Source organism: Limnothrix sp. FACHB-406, from assembly GCF_014698235.1.
Classification (GTDB): Bacteria; Cyanobacteriota; Cyanobacteriia; order CACIAM-69d; family CACIAM-69d; genus CACIAM-69d.
Genome location: NZ_JACJSP010000018.1, coordinates 48,047 through 72,328 on the forward strand (window position 1 = coordinate 48,047; position 24,282 = coordinate 72,328).

General features: G+C 53.4%; 12 protein-coding genes and 1 CRISPR repeat array. Of the genes, 1 reads left to right on the plus strand and 11 read right to left on the minus strand.

What is annotated here, in order from left to right; translation table 11 throughout:
- Window positions 1–592: 592 nt before the first annotated feature.
- The 11 genes from H6G53_RS15205 to H6G53_RS15255 all read right to left on the minus strand — a co-directional run bounded on the left by H6G53_RS15205 (window position 593) and on the right by H6G53_RS15255 (window position 22,029).
- Window positions 593–9,232, minus strand: a complete 8,640-nt coding sequence (locus H6G53_RS15205) for an SDR family NAD(P)-dependent oxidoreductase (protein ID WP_190534413.1) — start codon at window positions 9,230–9,232, stop codon at window positions 593–595.
- Window positions 9,233–9,325: 93 nt separating this feature from the next.
- Complete coding sequence (locus H6G53_RS15210) at window positions 9,326–10,084, minus strand: 4'-phosphopantetheinyl transferase superfamily protein (protein ID WP_190534415.1); 759 nt, start codon at window positions 10,082–10,084, stop codon at window positions 9,326–9,328.
- A 295-nt stretch (window positions 10,085–10,379) separates the two neighbouring features.
- On the minus strand, window positions 10,380–11,369 hold the full coding sequence (locus tag H6G53_RS15215; RefSeq protein ID WP_190534419.1) for an acyltransferase domain-containing protein: 990 nt from the start codon (window positions 11,367–11,369) through the stop codon (window positions 10,380–10,382).
- 54 nt (window positions 11,370–11,423) lie between these two features.
- The gene (gene fabD, locus H6G53_RS15220; RefSeq protein WP_190534422.1) at window positions 11,424–12,293 is read right to left on the minus strand and encodes an ACP S-malonyltransferase; all 870 of its coding nucleotides are present in this window, start codon (window positions 12,291–12,293) and stop codon (window positions 11,424–11,426) included.
- 271 nt (window positions 12,294–12,564) lie between these two features.
- Window positions 12,565–13,863 (minus strand): condensation domain-containing protein, encoded by a 1,299-nt coding sequence (locus H6G53_RS15225; protein ID WP_190534426.1) that lies wholly within the window; start codon window positions 13,861–13,863, stop codon window positions 12,565–12,567.
- 348 nt (window positions 13,864–14,211) lie between these two features.
- A complete protein-coding gene (locus H6G53_RS15230; RefSeq protein WP_190534429.1) occupies window positions 14,212–14,517 on the minus strand; it encodes a hypothetical protein in 306 nt (101 codons plus the stop codon).
- 853 nt (window positions 14,518–15,370) lie between these two features.
- Window positions 15,371–16,267 carry a patatin-like phospholipase family protein gene (locus H6G53_RS15235; RefSeq protein ID WP_099532232.1) on the minus strand — a complete coding sequence of 299 codons (897 nt, stop codon included), beginning with the start codon at window positions 16,265–16,267 and terminating at the stop codon, window positions 15,371–15,373.
- A gap of 166 nt (window positions 16,268–16,433) precedes the next feature.
- Window positions 16,434–17,372 (minus strand): LamG domain-containing protein, encoded by a 939-nt coding sequence (locus tag H6G53_RS15240; RefSeq protein WP_190534432.1) that lies wholly within the window; start codon window positions 17,370–17,372, stop codon window positions 16,434–16,436.
- A 239-nt stretch (window positions 17,373–17,611) separates the two neighbouring features.
- Window positions 17,612–19,336 carry an AarF/ABC1/UbiB kinase family protein gene (locus H6G53_RS15245; protein ID WP_190528644.1) on the minus strand — a complete coding sequence of 575 codons (1,725 nt, stop codon included), beginning with the start codon at window positions 19,334–19,336 and terminating at the stop codon, window positions 17,612–17,614.
- Between the two features lie 116 nt (window positions 19,337–19,452).
- A complete protein-coding gene (locus H6G53_RS15250; protein WP_099532229.1) occupies window positions 19,453–19,659 on the minus strand; it encodes a hypothetical protein in 207 nt (68 codons plus the stop codon).
- 781 nt (window positions 19,660–20,440) lie between these two features.
- Window positions 20,441–21,710: a CRISPR direct-repeat array (repeat unit 36 nt; unit sequence GTGCTCAACGCCTTACGGCATCAGAGGTTTGATCAC).
- A 145-nt stretch (window positions 21,711–21,855) separates the two neighbouring features.
- Window positions 21,856–22,029 (minus strand): hypothetical protein, encoded by a 174-nt coding sequence (locus H6G53_RS15255; protein WP_190534436.1) that lies wholly within the window; start codon window positions 22,027–22,029, stop codon window positions 21,856–21,858.
- 101 nt (window positions 22,030–22,130) lie between these two features.
- Between H6G53_RS15255 and lepA the strand changes: the two genes are divergently transcribed.
- Window positions 22,131–23,942 carry a translation elongation factor 4 gene (lepA, locus tag H6G53_RS15260; protein ID WP_099532124.1) on the plus strand — a complete coding sequence of 604 codons (1,812 nt, stop codon included), beginning with the start codon at window positions 22,131–22,133 and terminating at the stop codon, window positions 23,940–23,942.
- Window positions 23,943–24,282 lie beyond the last annotated feature (340 nt).

The window sequence follows — 24,282 nt, forward strand, 5'->3', positions numbered from 1 at the left end:
TTATGTTTATGGATCGGTTTATGGAGATGATACTCCTTGGCTGATCATGCGGAAGTCAAGGACAAAACCTAAGCATTGCTCGCTTTACAGGATTCCGGCATCTCTAAAACTTAGTTTTGTTTACGGTTCTTAACTTGAATTTTTCAAGAGCAACTCTCATGAAATAGCAAGTATTGAAAGTTACACAGGATGAGTCTCAAATATTTTCGTTGGGCATTGGGGTTCCTTGATTTGTTAATTTCAATACAATCACCTTCAGAATCTGGATGACTCCAAGATTGCAAGGAGGTTCAAGGGAGGCTCACCGGATTTCTTTGGGCCTAATTTTGCGATCGTCAAGGACTTTTAAAGGAGGAAAAACTAGAGGGCTATTTGTGATCCTGTTTGAATTGAGACGGTTGGAGGGTCTGAATAGCCATCGTCCAAGCCGCAACTTGAATAGCTGCGGCCTGGCGGGCAGTCTGATCGGCATGGTCTGATCGGCACGGCCGGAGATGCGGGTTCGTTGCTGGCAAATGCTGGCCGCCTGGCGATTTGCGGTTAAACATCGCCCCACGATCGAACCAAGGCCGCTGGCTGCTGTCCCGATCGCTCAAGTCTTGCTGAACGTCAACTCCCGAAAACTCAGCAGGGCGGGATAGGACGAGGCGATCGATCGGCCGGCGGCCACTGGGGCCGATCGGGACTGGGGTTCCTGGGGAATCTGCAATTCGGGAGCCACGGCGGCCATGGGAGAAAAGTCCCGCAGGATCGCATGGCTATTGCTGCCATCCAGGCCAAAGGAGCTGACGGCGGCTCGGCGGATGGGGTGCTGGGATGGCCAGGGCTGGGCCTGACGCGCCACAAAGAACGGCGATTGTTCCAGGTTCAGGCGCGGGTGGGGGTGGTCACAGTGCAAGGTGGGTGGAATTTGGCCGTGATGCAAAATCAGGGCGGTTTTGATCAGGCTGGCAATGCCCGCCGCACTGAACAGATGACCAATGTTGCTTTTCACGCAGCCGATCGCACAGAACTGCGTGGCGGTGGTGTGTTGGCGAATGGCCTGGGAAAGGGCCTTCAGTTCCACGGGGTCGCTCAGGGGGGTGGCCAAGCCGTGCGCTTCGAGGTAGCCCAAGGCGGCCGGATCCAGCCCCGATCGGGCCCAGGCCTGTTCAATCACCCGTTGCTGGCCGGTGACGGTGGGCAGGGGTAGCCCAAAGGGAGAGCTATCTTGGGCGATCGCGGAACTTTCAATGACGGCATAGATTCGATCGCCCTGCGCGATCGCCTGGCTCAGGGGCCGGAGCAACAGGGCCCCACATCCTTCTCCGAGTACTGCACCCTTGGCCGCTGCATCAAAGGCCCGGTGCTGGCCATCGGGGGACAGGAGCTTGGCCGCCGCCCAACTGGCAGGGAGCTGGCCCGCCTCCAGCAAGTGCAAACCGGCCACCAGGGCAGCGCGGCATTCTCCACTGCGCAGGCTTTGACAGGCGAGATGCAAAGCGCCGAGGGAAGCGGAATCCGTAGCATTCAATACCAAACTGGGGCCGCGCCAACCAAACAATTGGGCGGCTAAGCCGGGAGCAAATGTGACCCCTGTGCTCACAAATAAGCCCACGGACTCGCCCCGCCAATCTCCCACGCCATAGCCAGCATCCTGGAGCGTCTCCGCAAAAATACTGAGCAGTTCCACGCTGCCCGGATCCAAGGTCTGGGTCATACCATCGGGCCAGAGATCCGAAAACTGAGAAGAGGAACGGGGGGTAATTCGACCGGCCCAACTCGGGGGGGTGCTGGGGACGTTGGGATCGATCGCGCCTTGTAAGTCAGAAAACGATGACATTCCCGGCGATGCGGGCCGATGCCAAAAATCGGGCGGCAATTCCTCAATACTGCTGCGGCCCGCTAGCAGGTTGGCCCAAAATTCGGCGGGGTTTTGGGCGTTGGGAAAGTGGCAGCCCATACCAACGATTGCGATCGCCTCGCCCTCACTGGAAACGGTCGATCGCCCGGTCGGCGAAGACGCTGCCGATGGGGGCGTGGGCGGCGAGCTGGTTGGGGACGCAGTTTGGACTTGAGTTTGGGCCTGAGCTGGAGCTTGAGTTTGAGCCTGAACTGGGGATGACCCTTGCGGGGGGAACGGCGGCGGCGCAGCGCTGGTGAGCCAATAGGCATCCTTCGCAAAGGGGTAACCCGGCAGGGGAATCCGTTGACTCCCGGGCGATCGCAACCGTTTCCAGTCGATTTCGGCCCCCTGAGTCCAGGCCTGGGCGAGCAATGCCAGCGTGGCAGCCGTGGGCATCCCAGATTCGGGCAGGGCGGGCGCGGGCATCGGGTCGGCCCCCGCCAGTACCTGGCCTCGCCATCCGCCAGTGGGGAGCTGGCCTTGGCGAAACGTTGCAAGCTGCTCCAACAGGGTGTCTAGCCGATCGGTCACTAGAGCCAGGCGTTCCGCGAGGGGTTCGCGCCCACCTTGCAGCGTCCAAGCCAGATCATCGAGGCTCGGCCGCTCGGTTCGCAGATGGCGATGCAATTGGCTGGCCTGTTGCGTGAGTTGATTGGCCGTGCGGGCACTCAGGACAATTAACCAAGGGCCGGCGCTGCTGGGTTTTGGCTGCTGGGTTGGCCAATCTTCCAAAATTAAATGGGCATTGGATCCACCGGCTCCAAAGTTGTTCACACAGGCCAACCGGGGGCGATCGCCCTTGGGCCAAGGTTGCGCTTGGGCTAGAACCTGAAAAGGTAGTTCCGAAAACGCAATATTGGGATTCGGCGGGTTGCAGTGCAGTGTGCCGGGAATCGTGTCATGGCGCATGGCCAGCAAAACCTTGGTCAGGCCAGCGATGCCCGACGCGGCTTCCAAGTGCCCAATGTTGGACTTGACGGAACCCAAGGGAATTCGATCGCCCTGATATCCCTGCCGTTGAGCCACGGTGGCCAGCCCGCCCACTTCGATCGGATCGCCCAGGGCCGTGCCCGTACCGTGACATTCCACATACTGCAAGTCCCCAAACTGGATGCCTGCCTCCGAGAGCGATCGCTCGATCGACTCCGTTTGGGCTGGCCCGCTGGGAACCGTAAAGCCATTCACCCGGCCTCCGTGGTTAATGCCACTGCCCCGGATTACGCCCCAAATGAAGTCACCATCCGCCCGGGCCCGGGCCAAGGGCTTGAGCAACACAGCCCCCACGCCCTCGCCCGGCACATAGCCATCGCCCCCTTCACCAAAACTGCGGCAACGGCCATCGCGAGATAAAAAGCCCCATTGACTGAGGTAGAGATAGCGGAATGGGTGCAAGGTAAGGCTCACGCCCCCGGCCACCGCCATGGTGCAGTCACCGGCCAGCAGGCTTTGGCAAGCCAGGTGAATCGCCGTCAGAGACGAAGAACAAGCGGTATCGATCGCCAAACTGGGCCCGGTCAAATCCAGAAAATGGGAAACCCGGTTGGCAATGATCCAAAACAAGGCCCCAGCACCACTGGGCTGATCGGCACTCCAACTCAAATCCCGCGCCACGTGGGAATAGTCGTGCCACATGGCCCCAACAAAGAGGCCAACCCGTTCCCCCTGGCGCGATTGACGGCTGCCATAACCCGCATTTTCCATCGTGTGCCAAACCGACTGGAGAAACAGCCGCGCTTGGGGGTCAATTTGCTTGGCTTCCTTGGGCGCAATGTTAAAAAACAGCGGGTCAAATTCTTCAACCCCCGGGATAAAACCGCCCCACTTGCCATAGGTGCGATTGGGTTGTTTGGTTTCCGCAAAGTACGGCTGGTAATCCCAACGGTTGGCGGGCACTTCCGTGATGCACGATCGCCCTTGATACAGGTTTTGCCAAAAGGTTTCCAGATCAGGAGACTGGGGATAGCAACCATCCACACCAATAATCGCGATGTCATAGCCACCGGGGGGCCGCTGCCGATCGGGCAACTCCAGGGACTGGGTTTGGGGGATGGGGGCCTGAGGGTTAGCGGCTCCGGTGTTGGGAGCCTTCATCTCAGGAGCCTTCATCTCAGGAGCCTTCATCTCAGGAGCCTTCATCTCAGGAGCCTTCACCTCAGGAGCTTTGGGGGCCAAAGCTTGCGGCTCCGGGGAGGGTGCAGGATTGGGCGATCGGGTGACCTGGGTGGGGGCTGGCGCGATCGAGCTAGGAACTGGGGCCGCCGGAGATGGCGTGGCCGGCGCGGTGGTCGCGCCAGCAGGCGCGGTTAGCTGGGCCAGGTGGTTGGCTAGCACTTTGATGTTTGGATAGTCAAACAGGACGGTGGGTCGCAGGCCGGAATATTGCTTTTCGAGGGTTGCCACAATTTCCTCGATCATCAATGACTCCAGACCCAGGCTGAAAAACCCTTCCTGACGGGGTACGGATTGGGGATCGGTGTTCAGGGTGCGGGCAACCAGAGCGGCCAATTCTTGCTCGATGGTGGCGATCGAGGGGGTGGGCAGGGACGGCGGGGCGGATGGGGCGATCGCCGCCGGGGTCAAGGGGGCAGGCAATGCTGGGGGCACATTCGGGGCAGGGCGCGATCGGGAGAAGCGCTCAAAGATGGTTGCGTCCGTGCCTTTACCGGTGACCAGAACGGGCTGAGGGCGATCGCTGGTCAGCAGATCAAGGAAGGCAAACCGACCGGCCGCCGCGCTGAAGGGTTCCATGCCCGATCGCTGGAACCGCTCGGCCAGCATGTCGGTGGCTCCCATGCCGCGCGATCGCCACAGGCCCCACTGAATCGCCCCAGCGCGTCCGGGCCAATGGCGATTGCGGTAGGCACAAAAGGCTTCCAGCAGTCGATTCGCCACCACGTAGTTCGCCTGTCCAGGGTTGCCGGCCGCCACGGTGATTGAGGAAAATCCCAACCAAAAGGCCACGGGTTGATCCTGCAACCGTTGTTCCAAACGCAAAGCCCCAAGGAATTTGGGAGCAATCAGCCGATCGAGGGAGGCAAGGGTTTGGGCATGGAACAGCCGATCGTCTAACTGCCCGGCCGTATGAATCACGCCGTGAATGGTGCGGTGGGTGGTTTTCAGAAGCCCTGTGAGGCGATCGAGGTCGGCTTCTTGGCAAAGGTCTGCTTGTAGATAATCCGCCGTGGATCCCAAGGATTCCAGCAGGGCGATCAGTTGGTCGGTTTGGGCCCGGCGGGGCGATCGACCCACCAACAGAAAATGAACGGCCGTTTGCAGCGCGATCGCCTCGGCCACTTCTGCGGCCAAGGCCCCGCTCCCACCCGTGATTAAAATGCAAGATCCCGGTTCCAGGACGGAAACCGGCAAGGGAGGCGCAGATCCGGGGGCCACTTCCCGCAACTCGGCCCCATAGCGATCGCCCCCACGATAGGCCACGCGATCATGCTCCCAAGGGGTTGCCGCTTCCGCCGCGATCGTGGCGCTGGCTTCTCCAACGGTTAGTCCCAACTCCAAGTCCAGGGATTTCAGGCGAATTTGGGGCAACTCCAGGGCCACCGTGCGCCCCAGGGCATCAATCCCCGCCGTGGCAAACCCCAAAACCCGATCGCTCGGGGTCACGGCTTGGGCATCAAAGGTCACGGCCAAAAGCTGGAGCGGATCGGCGGGGCGCACTTTCGCCCACTGTTGCAGGAACAGAAAACAACCGCGCACGCCCTGGTTCAAATCGGCTTCGGCTTGGGTGACCCAATCCCGATCGCCCTGGGGCCCATGACCTGACCCCGCTGCCGGGGGAGCCGTGACCCAATAGACCAAGGCTGGGGAAAGGGGCGAGTCGATCGCGTCGGCCCCTGCGATCGCCCGGAATTGCTCGGGAGTCAACAGATGCGTCAGGCCCTGTCGCACTTGGTCTGGGTCAGTCCAATCCCACTGGCAAACCCGATCGCCCAAAACCTCAAAGGTTGAACCGGCTAGGCACAACTGAGCCTCAATCCCCTGCGATCGCAGCCGCTGGCGCAAGGCCAAACCCCAAGCAGCCCCCTGGGCAAAAATGATCGTCGGCGCGGCGGTGGCCTGAGTTGGGGATGCAGTGGCGGCGGGCAAAACAGTCCAGTCGGTTTCAAAGTAGGACACCTCCGGCGCAAGCAAGGGAGCCGCCGCCAGGGTTAACTCCCGAATCACGGCCAGGGGGCGGCCATCCGTCCCGATCGCGATCGCTGAAAACTGGCTTTCGGTAGCCTGGACTCGGCATTGTTGGCGCTCAAACCGGACGGTGACCCAGGATGCAGGCTCGCCAGCCGCCAGATCGTCGGATCGATCGGGCGATGCTGTGGGGGCAATTGCGGCAGCGGATGACGATTCCCACTGGGCTTGCAACTGGGATCCCCACCAACAGCCCGCCACTTGCCCCGGCACGACAAAATCTCCAAAATCTCGGGCATCGCCGCTCCGTTCCGCAGACCATTGCCGGTGTAAATACACGGCCGCTTGCAAAATCCCATCCAAAAAGGCGGTGCGATTGGGGGCTTGCAATTGAAAGAGGGCTACTTCATCGGTGATTTGGGCCTGATGGATCACCTGCAAGGCCCTGCCGTACTGATAGCCGCGCGATCGCAAGGCGGCATAAATGGCCGTTCCCGGAATCTCGCCCACCCGATCATGGCCAACCGGGCGATCACCTGATGCTCGCCCGGCCACTGGATCGAGGGGCGGTCCTGAGGATGACTCCGCAAAGGTGGCACTCAAAATCAGTCGATCGCGCTGCCAAACCTGAACCCGATTCGGCAACTCCACCTGGGCCCCCAGGGTCACGGCCTCCGCATCCCCCACCCCCAAGGCCACGGCCTGGTGCAAGGTAATCTCTGTCAGCAATCCGGGCGATCGACCCAGTGATCGGGTCACCGCATCCCAGGCCAAGCCAATGAAGCTGGCGGCGGGCACAATCCAGCGCCCATTTAAAAAGTGCGATCGGAGCACCAAATCGGTTTCGGGAAACACCTGCTCCCAGCGATCCAACAGGGCCCCGGAGGAGGGCAGCACCTCGCGGGCCGCCGGGGCAGCGGGCAACGGAGCCAGCCGATCGCCCTCGGATGCCTTGGGAAAGAGCCAATACAACTGGCGATCGAAGGGATAGCGCGGCAAGGACAATTTGGGATAGGTGGCCGGGAAATGGGCTGACCAATCCACCGGACTGCCCGCCAGCCAGGCCGCCAAGGCCGACTGCACCGAATTTCCCACATCCTCGGGAGTCAGCACCTCGGGTAGTTCGGCCAGCGAGCGCGGGCGATCGGGCAGCAATCCCGACAGCAGAACCGGCCAATCCATGCCCGGATCCAGCACGCCCATGGTGAAGGCCCGCACCAGTTCCGCCAAGGCCGCCGAACCCGTGGGATAGCGATCGGTCAAGTCCCACTTTTGGCACAAGCGAGCCAGGCTGCTGCGAATGGCCACAAACATCAAAATTCGATGCTCTGGGCGAGGTGCGTTCGATCGCAATGGGGACTGCAATGGAGCGTGCAACACTGAATCAAGGTCAATGCCCACCTGCTCCAACGGTTGCCGCCAGGTTTCCACAAAGCGCGTAAAGGTCATTTGCCGTCGCCACAGGGTGCGGGCCACCTGCAAAACCGATTCCCAATCTGCCTCCGGCAACGCCACCGAGGCCCAAAGGGTCTTGAGCGCTTCGGCATCCTGCACCAACTGGCCCAAGGTCGATCGCGCCTCCGAAGGCGTTTCCACCGTTGCCGCCACGGGCTGAGACGGCAGCTCAAATTGCGCCAACGCCCGCTGCACATCGGCCCAACTGCTGGCCAAACAACCAAATCGCCAAGGAAAGCTTTCGCGCCCCAGGGCCAGGTTCGCCGCGATCGTCCCCAAGTCGGCTGCGGCCACCCGTTGCGCCCCTTCCTGGCCCCACTGGGCAACCAAGGCGGCCAAGCTACGTGCTGATTTGGCAGACAACAGGAAGGGAATCACGGCAGTTACCCGATCGCCCGTCTCCGAGGCCCCTTGACCCGCGATCGCGTTCCCTGTCGCCAACGCCAACGGCGATCCGGCTTCCTCAGCCACAGCGGGCGACCGGGGTGGCTCTTCCAACACCAAATGGGCATTGCTGCCTCCAAAGCCAAAGGAACTCACCCCCGCTCGCAACGGCAAATCCGCCGCCGCCGGTTCCCAGGAACCAAGGGCCACCGCTGGCACAAAGGGAGAAGTGGTGAAGTCAATGAGCGGGTTGGGAGTCGTTAAGTTCAAGCTGGCGGGAATCTGACGATGCTGCAACATCATCAAGACCTTGATCACTCCGGCAATTCCCGCCGCCGCTTCCAAGTGGCCGATGTTGGTTTTCACGGAACCCACCTGGCAATAGCCGATCGCCTGGGCCGTGGTGCGGAAAGCCTGGCAAAGGGCCTCCATCTCGATCGGGTCGCCCAGGGAAGTCCCCGTGCCATGGGCCTCCACATAGGTCACCGTGGCCGGATCCACTTGGGCATCGGCGTAGGCCGCCTTCAACAGTTGGGTCTGTCGTCCCACGTTGGGGGCTGTGATGGACTCGCCCACCGCCGAATGGTTCACCGCGCTGCCCCGAATCACCCCAAAAATTCGTCGATTCTGGGCGATCGCCCGTTCCAGGGGCTGGAGCAACAGCACCCCACAGCCCTCGCCAGGCACATAGCCATCGGCCTGAGCATCAAACGTGCGGCATTGACCCGTTGGACTCAGCATCCTTGCTCGGGAAAATGACAGATGCTTCCAAGGGCGATGGTTAAGGGTTACGCCACCCGCAAAGGCTAATTCACATTCGCCCGATAGCAACGCCTGTCGAGCCAAATGGATGGCCACCAAAGACGAAGAGCAGGCTGTATCCAGGGTCAAGCTCGGGCCGCTGAGACCCAACACATGGGACAACCGATTCGACAGAATGCAACTGTAGCTGCCTAACCCCGAAAATCCATCAATTTCCACCTGGGGATCCGTCGTAACTTGCCAATAGTCCATGGTCATTGCGCCCAAGTAGACCCCTGTTGGCTGCTGACGGAGCGAAGCTAGGGACAGGCCGGCTTCTTCCACGCAATGCCAAGCCACTTCCAATAGCAACCGCTGCTGAGGATCCATGTACTTGGCTTCTCGGGGAGAAATGGCAAAAAATCCCGCATCAAACGATCGCCAATCCTTTAGGAAACCGCCCCATTTATTCCCCGTTTGTTCGCGGTAGGCTTGGTGATCCCAGCGATCGGGAGGAATTTCCCCGATCGCGTTCACACCCGCCGCCAAATTGCCCCAAAATTCATCAATATCCGCCGCCCCAGGAAAGCGACCAGCCAAACCAATTACAGCGATATCTTGAGTCATGGTGGGGTATCTCAAACCGGCTTTAATTTTTCGTGGGGCAGTCATTACTGAGGCGATGGAAGCGACTAGCACGATTAGGATGAGGCTTTCAACTCATCCCGCCAAGTCGAATGAGTCAACCATTGGATGGAGAGCATTTTGGCTAAACCATGATTTTTGAAAAGGATCAAAGTTAATTTCCGTTTGTCGCGGGAAGACCACTGAAAGCACAGTTTGATCGGCAATCCAAAGACGCGCTTGATATTGAGCAAAATGCCGAAAGCTGGCTCGATAGTGATTTGGAAAAATGCATTGCAAATCCGCGATCGACAACAGCTCCATCGGCACAGTCATGCCGCAGCGCAACACTTTTGATAGGGCTTCTTTTAATGTCCAAAGAGCCAATAGCCGCTGAGGATATTGAGAATATTGAGAATAGTAATCAAAGGTTCTGTCACACCAGCTTTTTTCGGAATCTGGAACCGCATCAATCAAGGTTTGATAAAGCGTGGGATTAAAGGTTTCCACATCAATGCCCACGGGGTAGCCCGCCTCAAAAGCAACCGCCACTGCCTGACCTGAATCATGGGCGATGCTCACCTCAAATGGCTCCTGCCCCCCATACCGCACCACTGGCTGCCCAAAGCTACCCGGTTCAATGGAGATCGATCGATAGTCACAATCGCCAATTAACTGAACCAAAGCCCCTTTGGCCGCCATTCGCCCCATCAAGTACGACATCCGCCGCCTCAAAACGGGCAACTTTTCAAAATAGTCCAACTCCGCAGGCGAGAGCAGTTGCGATCGATAGGGTGCAACGTCAACGTAGTTGGCAATGTTCACACATTCAAATCGGCAAGTGATCGATCGCATGATGCCAGCCCCTGTTTTAATTTGGCTTTGATTTGGCTTTAATCTGGCTTTGATTCAGCATTTTGCTTATTCAGGATTTTCATTAAATTGTTTCGGTGACCTAATCTAATTCTTAGGTTCCATTTGTTCATTAACTTGACCCAAAACTAGAAACCGAATTTAGTAATTCAGCGTAGGAGCTTAACTTAAACAATCAATTTGAGAATTTCACTGAACCACTGAATTAAAGAGCTGAGTTGGATGTTGAATTTAGAATTCTAAATTTCAGCACCTACTTAAAACCCAATTTAAGAAATTACTCTGAACGCCATTTTTTTGCTAAATTCACGGCTCGTTCGAGCGATTGCACATTCTGTCCAAAACGATCCATCACTGCCATACCCTTTGATGAGGAAGATGCATCCAAAATTACCCGCACAAATCCAGACAAAGTGCCATTTGATCCCACATCTAGATAAAGATTGGTTCCCATTGATTCCAAGCCTCGCAACGCCTTTTCAAAGTTAATGGGATTGCGGAACGCTTCCCAGAAAGTACGCACCGCCTGAGTTGGTTGCTGGTCATCGGCGCGATCGCCACATCCATAACGCCAAAAACGACCGGTTTGGAACTGAGGTAGGCGATCGAACTCTCGATCAATAATCTCTTGGGCTGAATCAATCCAAGGGGAATGAAACGCTTGGATCACCGGTAAACGCTGAAACAACACCGATTGACTCTGTAAGATTTGCTCTAGCCGATCGAGACTGCTCGATCGACCACTGACCACAAAACTTTGGTTGCAATTAATACTGGCCAAAGCAGTGTCTTGAAACCAATCAGGATGTTGATGCCAGAGATTTAAGCCATCCAAAATGGCTAGCATTCCCCCAACCGGCGTGTAGGATTCAAAGGCAAAGGATGCGCGAATTAAAGCAACCAGCAGTTGAAAGCGATCCACCACACCGCTGTAGGCCGCCGCTGTCAACTCTCCGAGGCTATATCCCAAAACCAAGTCAGGAAGGATACCCATCGACTCGATCGTGGCCGCCACCGCATAGTTAAACGTAAATAACAGCGGATTACTGTATCGCGTATACAAAAGTAGTTTTGAATCTTCTGCCAGTGCCGTTTGCGAGTCAGCAAACAGCTCAGTGGCCAAATGAATACCTAAAAGCGGCAACGCCACCTCAGAAAATTCATTCATGCAGTTCCGAAAAACAGGATGGCAGCGATATAGCTCCTGCCCCATTTCCATATACTGCGATCCTTGACCAGGAAACATGAAGACAACTTTCGCAGCCATGGCTTCAACTCCTAGTCTTCAACTGAGCTTGCAACTTGCGCCTTCAAATTTCCCTTAAACCTTTTCGGGAACCAAATCTGGAGAGATTTGATACAGCAGTCGGGTTAGCGTGTTGCCCACTCCCAATTCTTGAAACGTGCATTTTCCCCGATCGCACAAATGGGCGATCGTTTCCGTCCAGCGCACCGGACTCGCAATTTGCTGCGTTAAATTCTCAACCACATTCTCCAGCGTATAAGGCTGCGCTGAAGTGTTAGCAATCACTGAAAATCGCGGAGCACGAAAATTCATTGTCCGAATAAATTCTCCAAACTCTCGCGCTGCTTCTTGCATGTAACGCGAGTGAAAAGCCCCGCTAACATTCAACACCACATATCTCGTGTCTGGAATTTCCTCAAACACAGCCGCCAAATCATCAATATCGCGCTTGGGCCCTGAAATGACCACTTGCCGAGGCGAATTATAGTTCGCAATATCAACCGTATCAAATGCAAAATCATCTAATATTTTGCGAATTTTTTCCACATTGCTACCAATCACTGCCGCCATTCCCCCACCCTGCTGACGGCCCATCAATTGCCCTCGGTATCGAATTAAATTTAGCCCCGTTTCAAAATCAAACACTCCCGCCGCAAACAACGCATTATATTCGCCCAAAGAGTGCCCGCAAGCCGCATTAGGCCAAAAACCACCCGAATCAATATGGGACTGCCAAGCCAAGGCATTCACCACAAATAAAGCAATTTGAGTAAATTCTGTCCGGCTCAAATTACCATTGGGATCATGCAAACACAGCTCTTTTACAGAAAAGCCAAGAATATTATCTGCTTGCTGCAAAAGCTGCGGATAATGAGGAAATAGTTCATTCCCCATTCCACAAAATTGGGATCCTTGACCCGGAAAGAGAACAACATTTAAATTCATCATGCCGCTCCTTCAGTGCGTCAATCAGGACGTTTAGGTAACATGGAGGAAGTTCAGCGAAGCCAACTAGACAGCGCAAACTTCAAAGCGAATTTCAAAGCAAGCTCGTAGTCATCAGCTTCGAGAAACAGGTCTTTAACAACAGGGCCCTAAGATTGAGAATTAAAGAATCTGGCAGTTTTCGTCTTGTCCAATCCATAGGATTGAAACCTAGACCAAGCGTCGAAAGCACTGATTCTTCAATCCAAGTTTTTAGAATCAGAGGTTGTAATCAGGCAGTGCAGCTTGCAAATTCCTCAACCATCAGATCAAAGATTTTGCCCATATCGCCACGGCTAATTGAAGACTCGCAGAAGCCCACACCAAGCGTGACGGTGTTCCTAAAGGTAGAAGCCGTCATCATAAAAGCTGGGGCATAGGCAACGGGACCCAAGCCGTAGGAATAAACCACTTGATGTCCTGGGATGGGGATGTCAGTGTTGCCAACATCCGAAAATAGGGGTGTGCCAATTCCTGATTCAGCAGCTTGGTCAAAAGCTTGGTTCAGTAGCCAGTCTACCCACGCAAAAGGAATGAGAAAAAGAATTTCCATGGCGATTGCTGGCAAAACGCCAGGCATGGCTCTTTTTTGGCTGATTAAGTCAGATTTTATGAAAGACAAGGTGTCTGCAAAGGAGTCTGCTTGGTTGACGTGAATGTTAGAAATCAATGGAACCGCGAGATTACAAATTTTAGGCATATCTCCATGCCGGAGATAATGGCGAAGGTCGAGGGTGTTGATAATTGGAAGTGATGCATCGGGCCCTGCATTGGTGAACCGACGCAGAGCACGCGCAAACCCTGTCAACATCACTTGATTTAGGGTTGCTCCACGATCTTTCGCATACTGAATTAGATTCTCAATCTGCCCCCGATCCAATTTGTAGGTTATGTATATTTGATTTTCATGGGTGCAATTGCTAAATGGCACTTTTAATTGACCTGGCTTCAAGAAGTTCTTCTTGCCCTTTTTCAGCAATTGCCATCTCTTTTTGGCAGGAACCTTGTCAAGAACTTGCCATCCATCACGCCGAACGGTTACAGAACTCGGGGTATGTTCCTGACCGTTTTGCAGCACCCCATAGGTTTCAGCAAGGGACTGAAGCAAACACCGCAGTCCACTGCCATCAGAAACAACATGGGACATCTTGAGGCAAAACGTATCTTGAAGTGCGTTTTCGCCTTGGTGCCGGAAAATTCTCAGTTGCACCAAGCTATCGGTTGTTGGATCGATCGATCGAGATCTAAACTCTTCAACAGCCTGTTGCACATCGGCGACTTCAAGCAGCTTGAATCGGTCTTTATGTTTTTCCTCAGATCGCAGCCAGTAGGGCGATACACTGTTGTTCACCCACTGGCATTGCAGGATCACCTCTGAATCTAAAACCAAATCGAAGCTCTTGAAAAATAGATCTTCATTCAGGCAACTATCTAGTGTAAAAACGCATTGAACAACGCCATTACAGGTTGCGAGGCTAATGTATTGGATTTTGTCTTGGGCCGAGGCAGGAAATTCTGAAGATGAAAACATAGCTTTATCCTTACTTTGTCCTTCGCCGCTTCAAGAGTCAATCACGGCTATTGCTAGCCTTAGGAATTTTTTGAATTGACTGATCAACAATTTTGTCAACAATCTTTTTTTGACAAACTTCGACAAATTTTCGACAAAAATATTCTTAGTTCCTGAGCTAGTTTTTCAATTAAAACCTCCCAGGAAAATTTTTCAAAAAGACCCTCTCTTAAGACAAAAGGCCGAAGTAGTTTGGCGTGATGTCTAAGTTTTTTGTCAATTTGAGTTTTCTACAGGTTGAAGTTACGGTCAAACAAGGATGCCAAACAAGCCAGCACCCTTGCTTAATCCAACCCCGAAGATCGCTGTTTAAGTAAGTGCATCTCCGCCTTTCACAAGGGCAAGTGAGATATTCTTGGCCAGGTCTTTGAGCCACTTCTCCCCTGATTGCTCATTGAGAGTCTTGAATTCACTGGCAGCCTGGATTTGCGAATCGACAATCTTTTCCAAAATTCCCTTGGCAGAAACTGGAGCAGCCTCGATCGCGCCTGCTTGAGCAGCAGGGTCAACAACCTTCTTCTTGTAAATCACAACCGGCATGGCTTCACCAATTGAGTTAGCCTCAAATGTGATGATTCGCTTGATTTCTGATCCAACCTGGATAGGGGTTCGCATGGCTTTTGGTATTCCTCAAAATCAAACTCAATCCTCATTCAGATTAATGTATTCTCTTATTAAATGTCAAGTCAAATTGAAGCATTAAATGATTTTCTAAAAATCTTTTAAAAGGTCATTTTTGAAAAATCAAAGACCAAGTTTAGGCATCAAAAGATTGCCTTTTCAAGGCAGAAATTATTTGGACAATGACTTTAAATGGAGTTATTTTTCTCGAAAATCTTTCTCGAAAATAACTGATTAATGAATAAATTGAAGTAATTAGAAGATAGTGATGTCGAGAAGACTATAGCGAAGAAATTGGTCTGCAATTATCAGTCGGTTTAGCCCAACTGAATTATTTTCTACTAGTTAATTGAGCTTATTGCTTCAGTTTATCTCTGATTAACGAAAAGCAGAAATTAAGGCGAGATTAAAGACTGATTCCAGTACATTAACGCTGCCACATTGTGAATGAGATCGCGATATTGGTCTCAAGGTTTAGTGGAAAACTACTCTTTTCCAATCTGAATTAGACCACTCCCTCCTGTTTGAGCGTAGGGTTCAATGTATCTGATTCCTAAGGGATAAACGGAGTGGCTAGGCCTTTCTAGTTCCTGCCAATGCTCGTCATCCCGTAGAGGTGTTTTGGGACAAAAGGGCAGGTAATTCTAAACTTCACGGGAGCCGCCATTTCTTTTTTGCAAGCCAGAGAAGAGCTAACTGACCAATTAAAAAAGGTTCAGCATAGAGCGCTCTTGTTAGCACTGATTATGCTTATCCGCGTTAGGAATGGATGTGCAAATTAGTCAACACCGTGCCATGGCCAACTCAGAGAGGGAAATGACGTTGCTCCCATGAATTCATGATTCGCTTAGGCAGCAGCAATCGTTGCCAATTCGTCCTTGAGTTTAAAGAACTCCGCCGTCGCCTCATAACCACTCTTCACCAGCCGCAGCTTGTCCTCGTGGCTCATGTTGAAATCAGTGGGCGAGAGCTTTAAGGTGTCAATGCTGATCGTCCGTGCCTTGTTGCGGGCGCTGATCCGAATGGAGGACGTAGCCTCAAATAGGCTTTCGAAATACTCCTTCAGGTCAAAGCCTTTCTCTAGACCAGAGGGGCTGAAGCCGGTTCTTAAGCTCACTCCCAAGGTTTCTTCGTTGTAGCCCTCTTCGCTGGTGAAGGGCGCATAATCAAAAGTCCACAAGGGATAGGGCAAGATCAAGCCACCATCAACATAGTAGTGATTGTCGGGAATGCCGCCGGGGAATCGCCAAGCTTGGAAGAAGAAGGGAATGGACATGGAAGCGCGCACTGCGCCTGCAATTGGCGTGTCAGGAGTCGCACGGTAGGAGAACTCCCGCAATCCTCGAGCGGTCAAATCTGTACCGAAGACATAAAGATCTGCAAATCCAGCATCTACGAGATCTTCAAAGGTGGCCTTCTTCGTTAGTTTGCGCGCAATGATGTCTTGGATCCACTGATAGAAAACATCCCCGGCATAATAACCATAATTCTGGACGAGGTTAATCGGGCTGGTGGGATCGGTGAACTCCCCCATGTTCAGGTTCATCATGATGTCTTCGATCTCTGCTGCTGAAAACCTCAGGGCAATTAAGGTTCCCATGATGGCTCCCGCAGAAGACCCAGCAACGCGCTCAAATTTGGAGAGGAGGCCGCGCTCGTTCAGGGATTGCACAACCCCTACGTAGGCTGTTCCTAACACGCCTCCTGCTTGCAGTGCCAGGTTTTTGTAGTTACCGCTGCTCATGAATCAAACTCCTTGTAGGTAAAACTCGTGACTGGAATGGGTTGACCTGTGAAACTCGTTCCGAAAAGCTCTGAGGCGAGGCAATGAGCGGCATAGAAACGTAGACTCAGGGCGCTTGAACGGTTCAGCCCTTTGCCTAAACCACTAGCCTTGGCGCTCGGGGATGCTACAGAGCAAATGGCAGCAAGCTCTTAGATTCAGGAGTGCGCCGAACAATGACAAAAACGGGGGTTGTTGCTTGGGTGATTTGCCCCTGTTCCCGCATAGCAAAAAGGGTTTGGGTGACTCCGTCGTAAATCGCGCCATCTCCTCTGGTCAATAACTCTTCGAAGCAACGATCGGGGGTTGCTTCATCGGATTCCAGTTCAACAATGATGGGGAAGGAACCAGGGCTGGGGATGGTCTCGCTGGCGGCAGCGGCTTCGGCGGCAGCGGCTTCGGCTTCCTGAACTTCAGCGGGCAGCGGGATGTTGGGGAGAATTTCTGGGAGTTCCAGTGCAGCGCTCTTCCAAATAGGGGAGCCTTGCAAGGTTCCATGGTTGGCAGCGGTGCTCTTGTCGTTGATGACATCTCCGCTGCCTTCGTTCAAAGGCCAATAGCCCAACAAATTCTCTTCGGATCCGAGCAGTCGATAGGACTTGTAGGCTTGAATTTGCTCTTGAGTGCGTGCAGTGCCCCAGAACCGAACTTCGGTCAAATCGCCTTGGAAATATTCGCCATGGCCCTCTGCTTTGCGGCCAATTTCGAGGGGGCCTTGGGTGATGGAGGCGGGGGTGTCGCCCAGGATGGTTTGAACTAGCTCTCCATCGAGGTAGAAAAACACATCGTTGTCAGCATTGAAGACGATGGCAACGTGATACCAAGATCCCGCTTCGATCGAAACAGAGGCTGCATAGTCAACAATCCAATATTCCGTAAAAAGTAGCGCTTCGTTGATGAGGCCAAAGCCAAAGCCTGGAAATTTAGAAAATAAGCGTAGGTAGCCACCAATTTGCGCAACGTTCACCCAAGCTTCGAAGGTGAAATTATTAGCAGGGGAGAGGGACTCTTGATGGGGAATTCGGATGTAATTCGACTGACCATCAAAATGAAGTACTGAAGTCATGGTGATTAGAACCTTGGATGATTGGTGTCATTTCCAAACCAAACTATTGAATAAAAACAGACATGTTTATTAATACTGGAGTATCTAATACTGAAGTATCAACATTCGTCTGAATTTAATTCACAAAACAACCATCTCTCGCAAATTCCAGAATATTTCTTGATAACCGAACAGGCATATTCGGCTTTCTTAATATTCTACATGAACCCAATTAACCTCCAGAAAAAATGTCATCAAAGCTAGAGAATTTTGAGTAAGTAGATCCAGATAATTAGGATCCCAGCCCAAACTTCAATAGCAAGATTGGGAACACTTTTAGCCCAAGCTGAGTATTGATTTGGTGGTAACCAGCTCACGGCTGTTTCGAGGTGTTGATGCAGAAAAATCCAAGCCAAAACGATGATCCCAAGCCAGAGTAATTTCTTGGCTTTGTCAGCGAGCTTTGACGAGGTTTTTTGCTCAGCGACTATTCTTTTGCGAACTGCCTTGCCACGAAGCTCGATCGTTGTCAGATCGGAAAATTCGGCAACTTTCTCCGTGAGTTGCATCACAATTTCCGTGATGCCCAGTTGCTTAAGCTGAAGCTGACTGCGCTTAACGGCCCCTCGAAAATATCCACCAACGAGACTCATATAATCTGCGTTGGGAACTAGGTAATTCAAGGATGCATCCATCAATCCCCAGGTGCGGAAGACTCGCAGCAGTTGCCAACTGGAGGAAACGCGGTTCCTGCGCATGACCGACCCAATTTGAACCCCGATCGAGCTGATCGACTTCTCATGGTATGAGAGGCTGCGGATGTTCATTTTGGCATCCCACTGGCGATAGCACTGGATCAGTTGCGCTTTGACGTTTTCAATGTCTCCTGTGGGCAGGGAATCGCACAACATCAAACTGTAATCTAGTGCTCGATCGTAGTCCCGTTCTCCGAGAGCCTGCATACTGCGTCGGTAGTAGCGCAGGAAGTGGGAATCGAGACTGCCGATCGCCCCCAAATCAATGAGGCAAATGTGGCTATCTCGCAACAGCATGACGTTGCCAGGATGCAAGTCCCCATGAAACAAGTTATCTTCCAGCATTTGACGGAAGAAACTTTCAAAAAGGCGCTTTCCCACCAACTTCGGGTCAATATTATTGAGTCGAAGAATCTTTTCCAGATATTCGGGATCAGTACTGGCGGCACGGATATAATCTGACATCAAGATGCCGGGAATATATTCCATGGTCAGGACTTTCTTGGTGCTGTAATCACCAATCACAGCGGGAACATAGATGTTGTGTTCCCTGAGCGTCACCGTCATCCGTTCCAGGTTGGATGCTTCGTAGCGATAATCAATTTCCTCCTGAATCATTTGATCAAGCTCTAGGCTGATGTTGTCCCAATCCACATAGCTCTGTAGCTTCAGCTTCTTGATCAGGGAGAGCAAGAAGCGGATGAGTTGTAGATCTTGACCAAACTTTTCTTCGACATCCGGGCGCTGAACCTTAACAGCAACCACACCAGGAAAGGATGGGATTCGGGCCCTGTGGACTTGCGAGATTGACGCAGCCGCAAAGGGCCGCTCTTCAAACTCAATGAAGATCCTTTCCAGAGGGAGACCTAATTCCTCTTGGATAATTTGCCGAACATAGTCCAGGGAAAACCCATAGGATCGATCCTGAAGCTTGGAGAGTTCTTGGCAAATTTCGGCGGGGAAGAGATCCAAGCGAAGCGACAGGAGCTGACCCACCTTAATCAGCAATCCCCCCAGCTTTTCGATGGAGAACCGAATATCCCGAGCCAGCTCTGTTTTGAGGTTGGCTGCACCCATCGCATTCTTGAGGGAGTACTTGAGGGTCAGCCGAGAAACCTCGTACAGCACCAAAACGATTCGGTTCTTCAGGAAGCTTAAGTTGTTGACCGGGAGCAGCCTTTGCTCTGGCGGCAATTCCAGTGGGATCGGGATCAGATCGGGCTGAATCATTAAATTTGTGCTGATGCTTACACGGGACGATCGGACACTTGCGAAATCTGTCCCCAAAACTTCAGCTTAAGCTTCAGCTCAGCAGCCTTTGGGGATGATTGCACATCAGTTCTTCACTAGTCGTCGGAGGATGCAACAACAACAAATACGGGGATGACGCTTTCGGGCAAAATTCCTTGGGCTTTCAGTTGCTCTAGGGCAACGGATACGTTGTCACAAATGAGACCTTTGCCGGAGTTCACCAATTCTTCGATGTCAGAGTTTGCCTGTGGCTCCATTTCAATAACAATCGGAAATTTCGAGGACTTTGTGCTATTTCCCATGACTGTCACTGTTTACGTTGCTAACGGTCGGCGACGCTCTGTATTTGCACGCCTGCACTCCCCAGGTAGTGTACTCCAATTTTTTTGGAAAAGTCACCGTGAATTATTTTTTTACAAGTTTTTGAAATTCTTTAATTTTATCTTAAACCGTATTCAAATATACAATTTTTCAGTCTTTGCATCTTTGATCGATCTTGGCGTTTGATGAATGTTTTTATACTTGAAAAATCTCGATTTTGCTGCCTTTAGGTATCGTTAAGCACATAAAAACAGCATGAATGCAAAGCGATCAAATATTTCAGCAACCTATGATCGCCGCAAGCTTTCCTGATTAGTTTCATTAAACCTAAGAGACAGCCAACCGCAGTCGATCGATTGGAACAAGACTTTCCAGACGAAGGTTACGGAATAGGCTTCAGAATTGAGGAGTAGACGAAAATGCAAAGATTATCTTTCGGCTGATTTTCGCTCTCTAATGAACGCGAAAGATGGGCGTTTTCTGAATCAATTGGTGGTGTGGTGACAGATCACAGGCGATCGGGGGGTGACGAAGCGGAGGCAAAGAGCGGCGGAGAGTAAGCCAGGTATGAATCGGCGGGTTAAAACTCCGATTTTGGGGAGTACGGGTTTCTACTGATGCGAAAGGATTTGAAGGAGGTGGAGGCGATCAAAAAGGTGAGGTGGCGAATCTGACGACAGACTCACCACCTCACGGGATTGGAAAGTTTAGAACAGGGCTGAAACGAGTGTTTTGCGGTGCTGCGCTGTGCGGTGCTGTGCTGTGCTCAACGCCTTACGGCATCAGAGGTTTGATCACCGATCACCCGCGCGATTTGGTTGTCGAGAAATTCGCAGTGCTCAACGCCTTACGGCATCAGAGGTTTGATCACTTGGTTAGCTTTTGCAGTTGGCGATCTTGCAACCGTGCTCAACGCCTTACGGCATCAGAGGTTTGATCACCGGGTGGGATAGATGCGCCCCCACCTGTTGTTGCTGGGTGCTCAACGCCTTACGGCATCAGAGGTTTGATCACGCGATCAAGCTCTGTCAGAGTTGCGCCGCGAATTGGGGTGCTCAACGCCTTACGGCATCAGAGGTTTGATCACAGAGATCCATCGCTTGATCGGGATGCGCTATACCTTCAGTGCTCAACGCCTTACGACATCAGAGGTTTGATCACCGGATTATTGATGCGGCCACAGGCGACACGATCGAGTCCGTGCTCAACGCCTTACGACATCAGAGGTTTGATCACTCTTCAGCGCGTGCTGAATTTGGCGGGCCCGTTCCAACTGTGCTCAACGCCTTACGGCATCAGAGGTTTGATCACGGGCAATGCCCCTACTTCAACCCCGCCTACAACGACCGTGCTCAACGCCTTACGGCATCAGAGGTTTGATCACGGAATTTAATGGACGTTTGTGGTTTTTTCAAAACTGCGTGCTCAACGCCTTACGGCATCAGAGGTTTGATCACGCGCCGGGAAAGATTTGCTCAAGGGTCGCTTCGGCGTGCTCAACGCCTTACGGCATCAGAGGTTTGATCACGACAGCTCAACGGGAAAGCCGACTCCGACCACAACGTGCTCAACGCCTTACGGCATCAGAGGTTTGATCACGCGAATTCCCTTGGCCGCGGCCACCGCCTCAGGGGTGTGCTCAACGCCTTACGGCATCAGAGGTTTGATCACACGACCAAAGACGGACAAAAGTGGTTGGCGGTCAAGTGCTCAACGCCTTACGGCATCAGAGGTTTGATCACTGGTCACGATCCGCCCGTTCCGTCAGGTTTTCCACATGTGCTCAACGCCTGACGGCATCAGAGGTTTGATCACCTGCTTCGTTCAAGCGAAACTCGTTTGTATAGACCGTGCTCAACGCCTTACGGCATCAGAGGTTTGATCACCGGCCAGCTCCGGTGCAAATGATCGATCGAGGTTTTTGTGCTCAACGCCTGACGGCATCAGAGGTTTGATCACCAATGCCGGCCGTGATGCCCGCCGCTAGATTCGACATGTGCTCAACGCCTGACGGCATCAGAGGTTTGATCACCCCGCCGCTTGAAACCCTTACGGGACAAGCGCCGAAATAGAACCTTACAAGCATCTTAGCCGATCGCCCCGCATCTGCCCAAAAATCACCCCCGATCGCCCTTTTGCCGATCGCCCAACCCTTGCCCCATCTCCCTTTCAGCTATTTACAAGCATCTCCAAAGATCCCAAAAATCGCCAAACCCAAACCCCATCAACATTCTGCGCCCTTCCAACCCCTCGCCCCGCCGCCACCGCCCCAGGTGCTTGTTTTTGGGCAACATTCCCGCCCGATCGCCCCCGTCCGATCGCGATCCATGCCGAAAGCCCGATCGCCCCATTGGCCCCAAACAATCCAGAGCGCCAAAGCGAATTAGACGCTATGGAATTCGTTACAATGCGGTTGGCTTCCTTTCCCCGTTTGCCCTACCGTTCCGCTCCTATGACCGACGTTCCCGTTTCGCGCATCCGTAACTTCTCGATCGTGGCGCACATTGACCACGGTAAATCGACCCTGGCCGATCGCCTGCTGCAAGATACGGGCACAGTGGCCGCGCGCGACATGAAAGAACAGTTCCTCGACAACATGGAACTGGAACGGGAACGGGGAATCACCATTAAATTGCAAGCGGCGCGGATGGACTACCGGGCCAAAGACGGCAACGACTACGTGATCAACCTGATTGATACCCCCGGTCACGTGGACTTTTCCTACGAAGTGTCCCGCAGCTTGGCCGCTTGCGAAGGGGCCCTGCTGGTGGTGGATGCGTCCCAAGGGGTGGAGGCCCAAACCCTGGCTAACGTTTACTTGGCCTTGGAAAATAATTTGGAAATTGTGCCGGTCTTGAACAAGATCGACCTGCCCGGTGCAGAACCCGATCGGGTGGCTGGCGAAATTGAAGACACGATCGGCCTGGATTGCAGCGAGGCCATTCACGCCTCGGCCAAGGAAGGGATCGGGATCCGCGAGATTTTGGAAGCGATCGTCCAAAAAGTGCCCCCGCCAGCGGACACCGTAGACAAACCCCTGCGGGCCCTGATTTTTGATAGCTATTACGACAGCTATCGGGGGGTGATTGTTTATTTCCGCGTCATGGATGGCCGAGTGAAAAAGGGCGACAAAGTGCGCCTGATGGCCTCCGGTAAGGAATACGAAATTGATGAATTGGGCGTGTTGGCCCCGAATCAATGCCCGATCGATGAGCTGCACGCGGGAGAAGTGGGCTACTTGGCCGCTTCGATTAAGGCCGTGGGCGATGCACGGGTGGGCGACACCATCACCCTGGTCAGCAAACCGGCGACGGAACCTTGGCCCGGTTACACGGAAGCCAAGCCGATGGTGTTTTGTGGGCTGTTTCCGACGGATTCCGATCAGTTTGGCGAGCTGCGGGAAGCGCTCGATCGCCTGCGTTTGAACGATGCGGCCCTCAGCTACGAGCCAGAAACCTCCAGCGCCATGGGGTTTGGCTTCCGTTGCGGCTTCCTGGGGCTGCTGCATATGGAAATTGTGCAAGAGCGGCTGGAGCGGGAATATAACCTGGATCTGATCGCCACCGCGCCTTCGGTGGTTTACCGCGTCACCAAGATTGATGGTGAAGTGGTGATGATTGACAATCCCAGCGAGCTGCCGGAGCCGCAATATCGCGAAACAATCGAAGAACCCTACGTGAAGGTGGAAATGATCACGCCCGAAAGCTTTGTCGGGACGTTGATGGAGCTATCGCAAACGCGGCGCGGGGTGTTTGTGGATATGCGCTACCTGACCCAGGGCCGGACAACCTTGATCTATGAAATTCCGCTGGCGGAGGTGGTAACGGACTTTTTTGATCAAATGAAGTCGCGATCGCGCGGTTATGCCAGCATGGAATATTCTCTGATTGGCTACCGGGAAAATCCGCTGGTGCGGCTGGATGTGCTGATTAATGGCGATCGGGTGGACTCCCTCTCCGCGATCGTCCACCGGGATAAGGCCTACTACGTGGGCCGGGCCCTGGTGGAAAAGCTGAAGGAGTTGATCCCGCGCCATCAGTTCAAAGTGCCGATCCAGGCCACGATCGGCTCGCGAGTCGTGGCCAGTGAAGCGATCCCCGCCCTGCGCAAGGATGTGTTGGCCAAGTGCTATGGCGGTGATATTTCCCGGAAGAAGAAATTGCTGAAGAAGCAAGCGGAAGGGAAAAAGCGGATGAAGGCGATCGGCACGGTGGATGTGCCCCAATCTGCGTTCATGGCCGTGTTAAAAATCGATCGGGAATAGGGCGATCGACCTGGGGCCCATGGGAGCCAACCCCTTGCAAGATGGTTCAAAGCTTGAGAATTTAGGGTGCATTCCGGCGTAACTTTCGGATCAGTGGGGGTTAAGGGCTGTTTTCAGGGACTTTTGCAGGGCGATCGGGACTCACCATCCCCATGCACCCGGTGAACCTCCCACAGTCGCATCCGGAGTTCGTTCCGCAAAGGGCGTAAGGAACATTGAGTCCTTACTGGGTCACGGAACAAAGCCGATCGAGGCCAAGTGGGAAGGAAGCCAGTCAGCGGCGCTCCGAACTACAATAGGTCATCAAAATTCGCCAAGAGCCTGATCGGTGGTCTGAGTC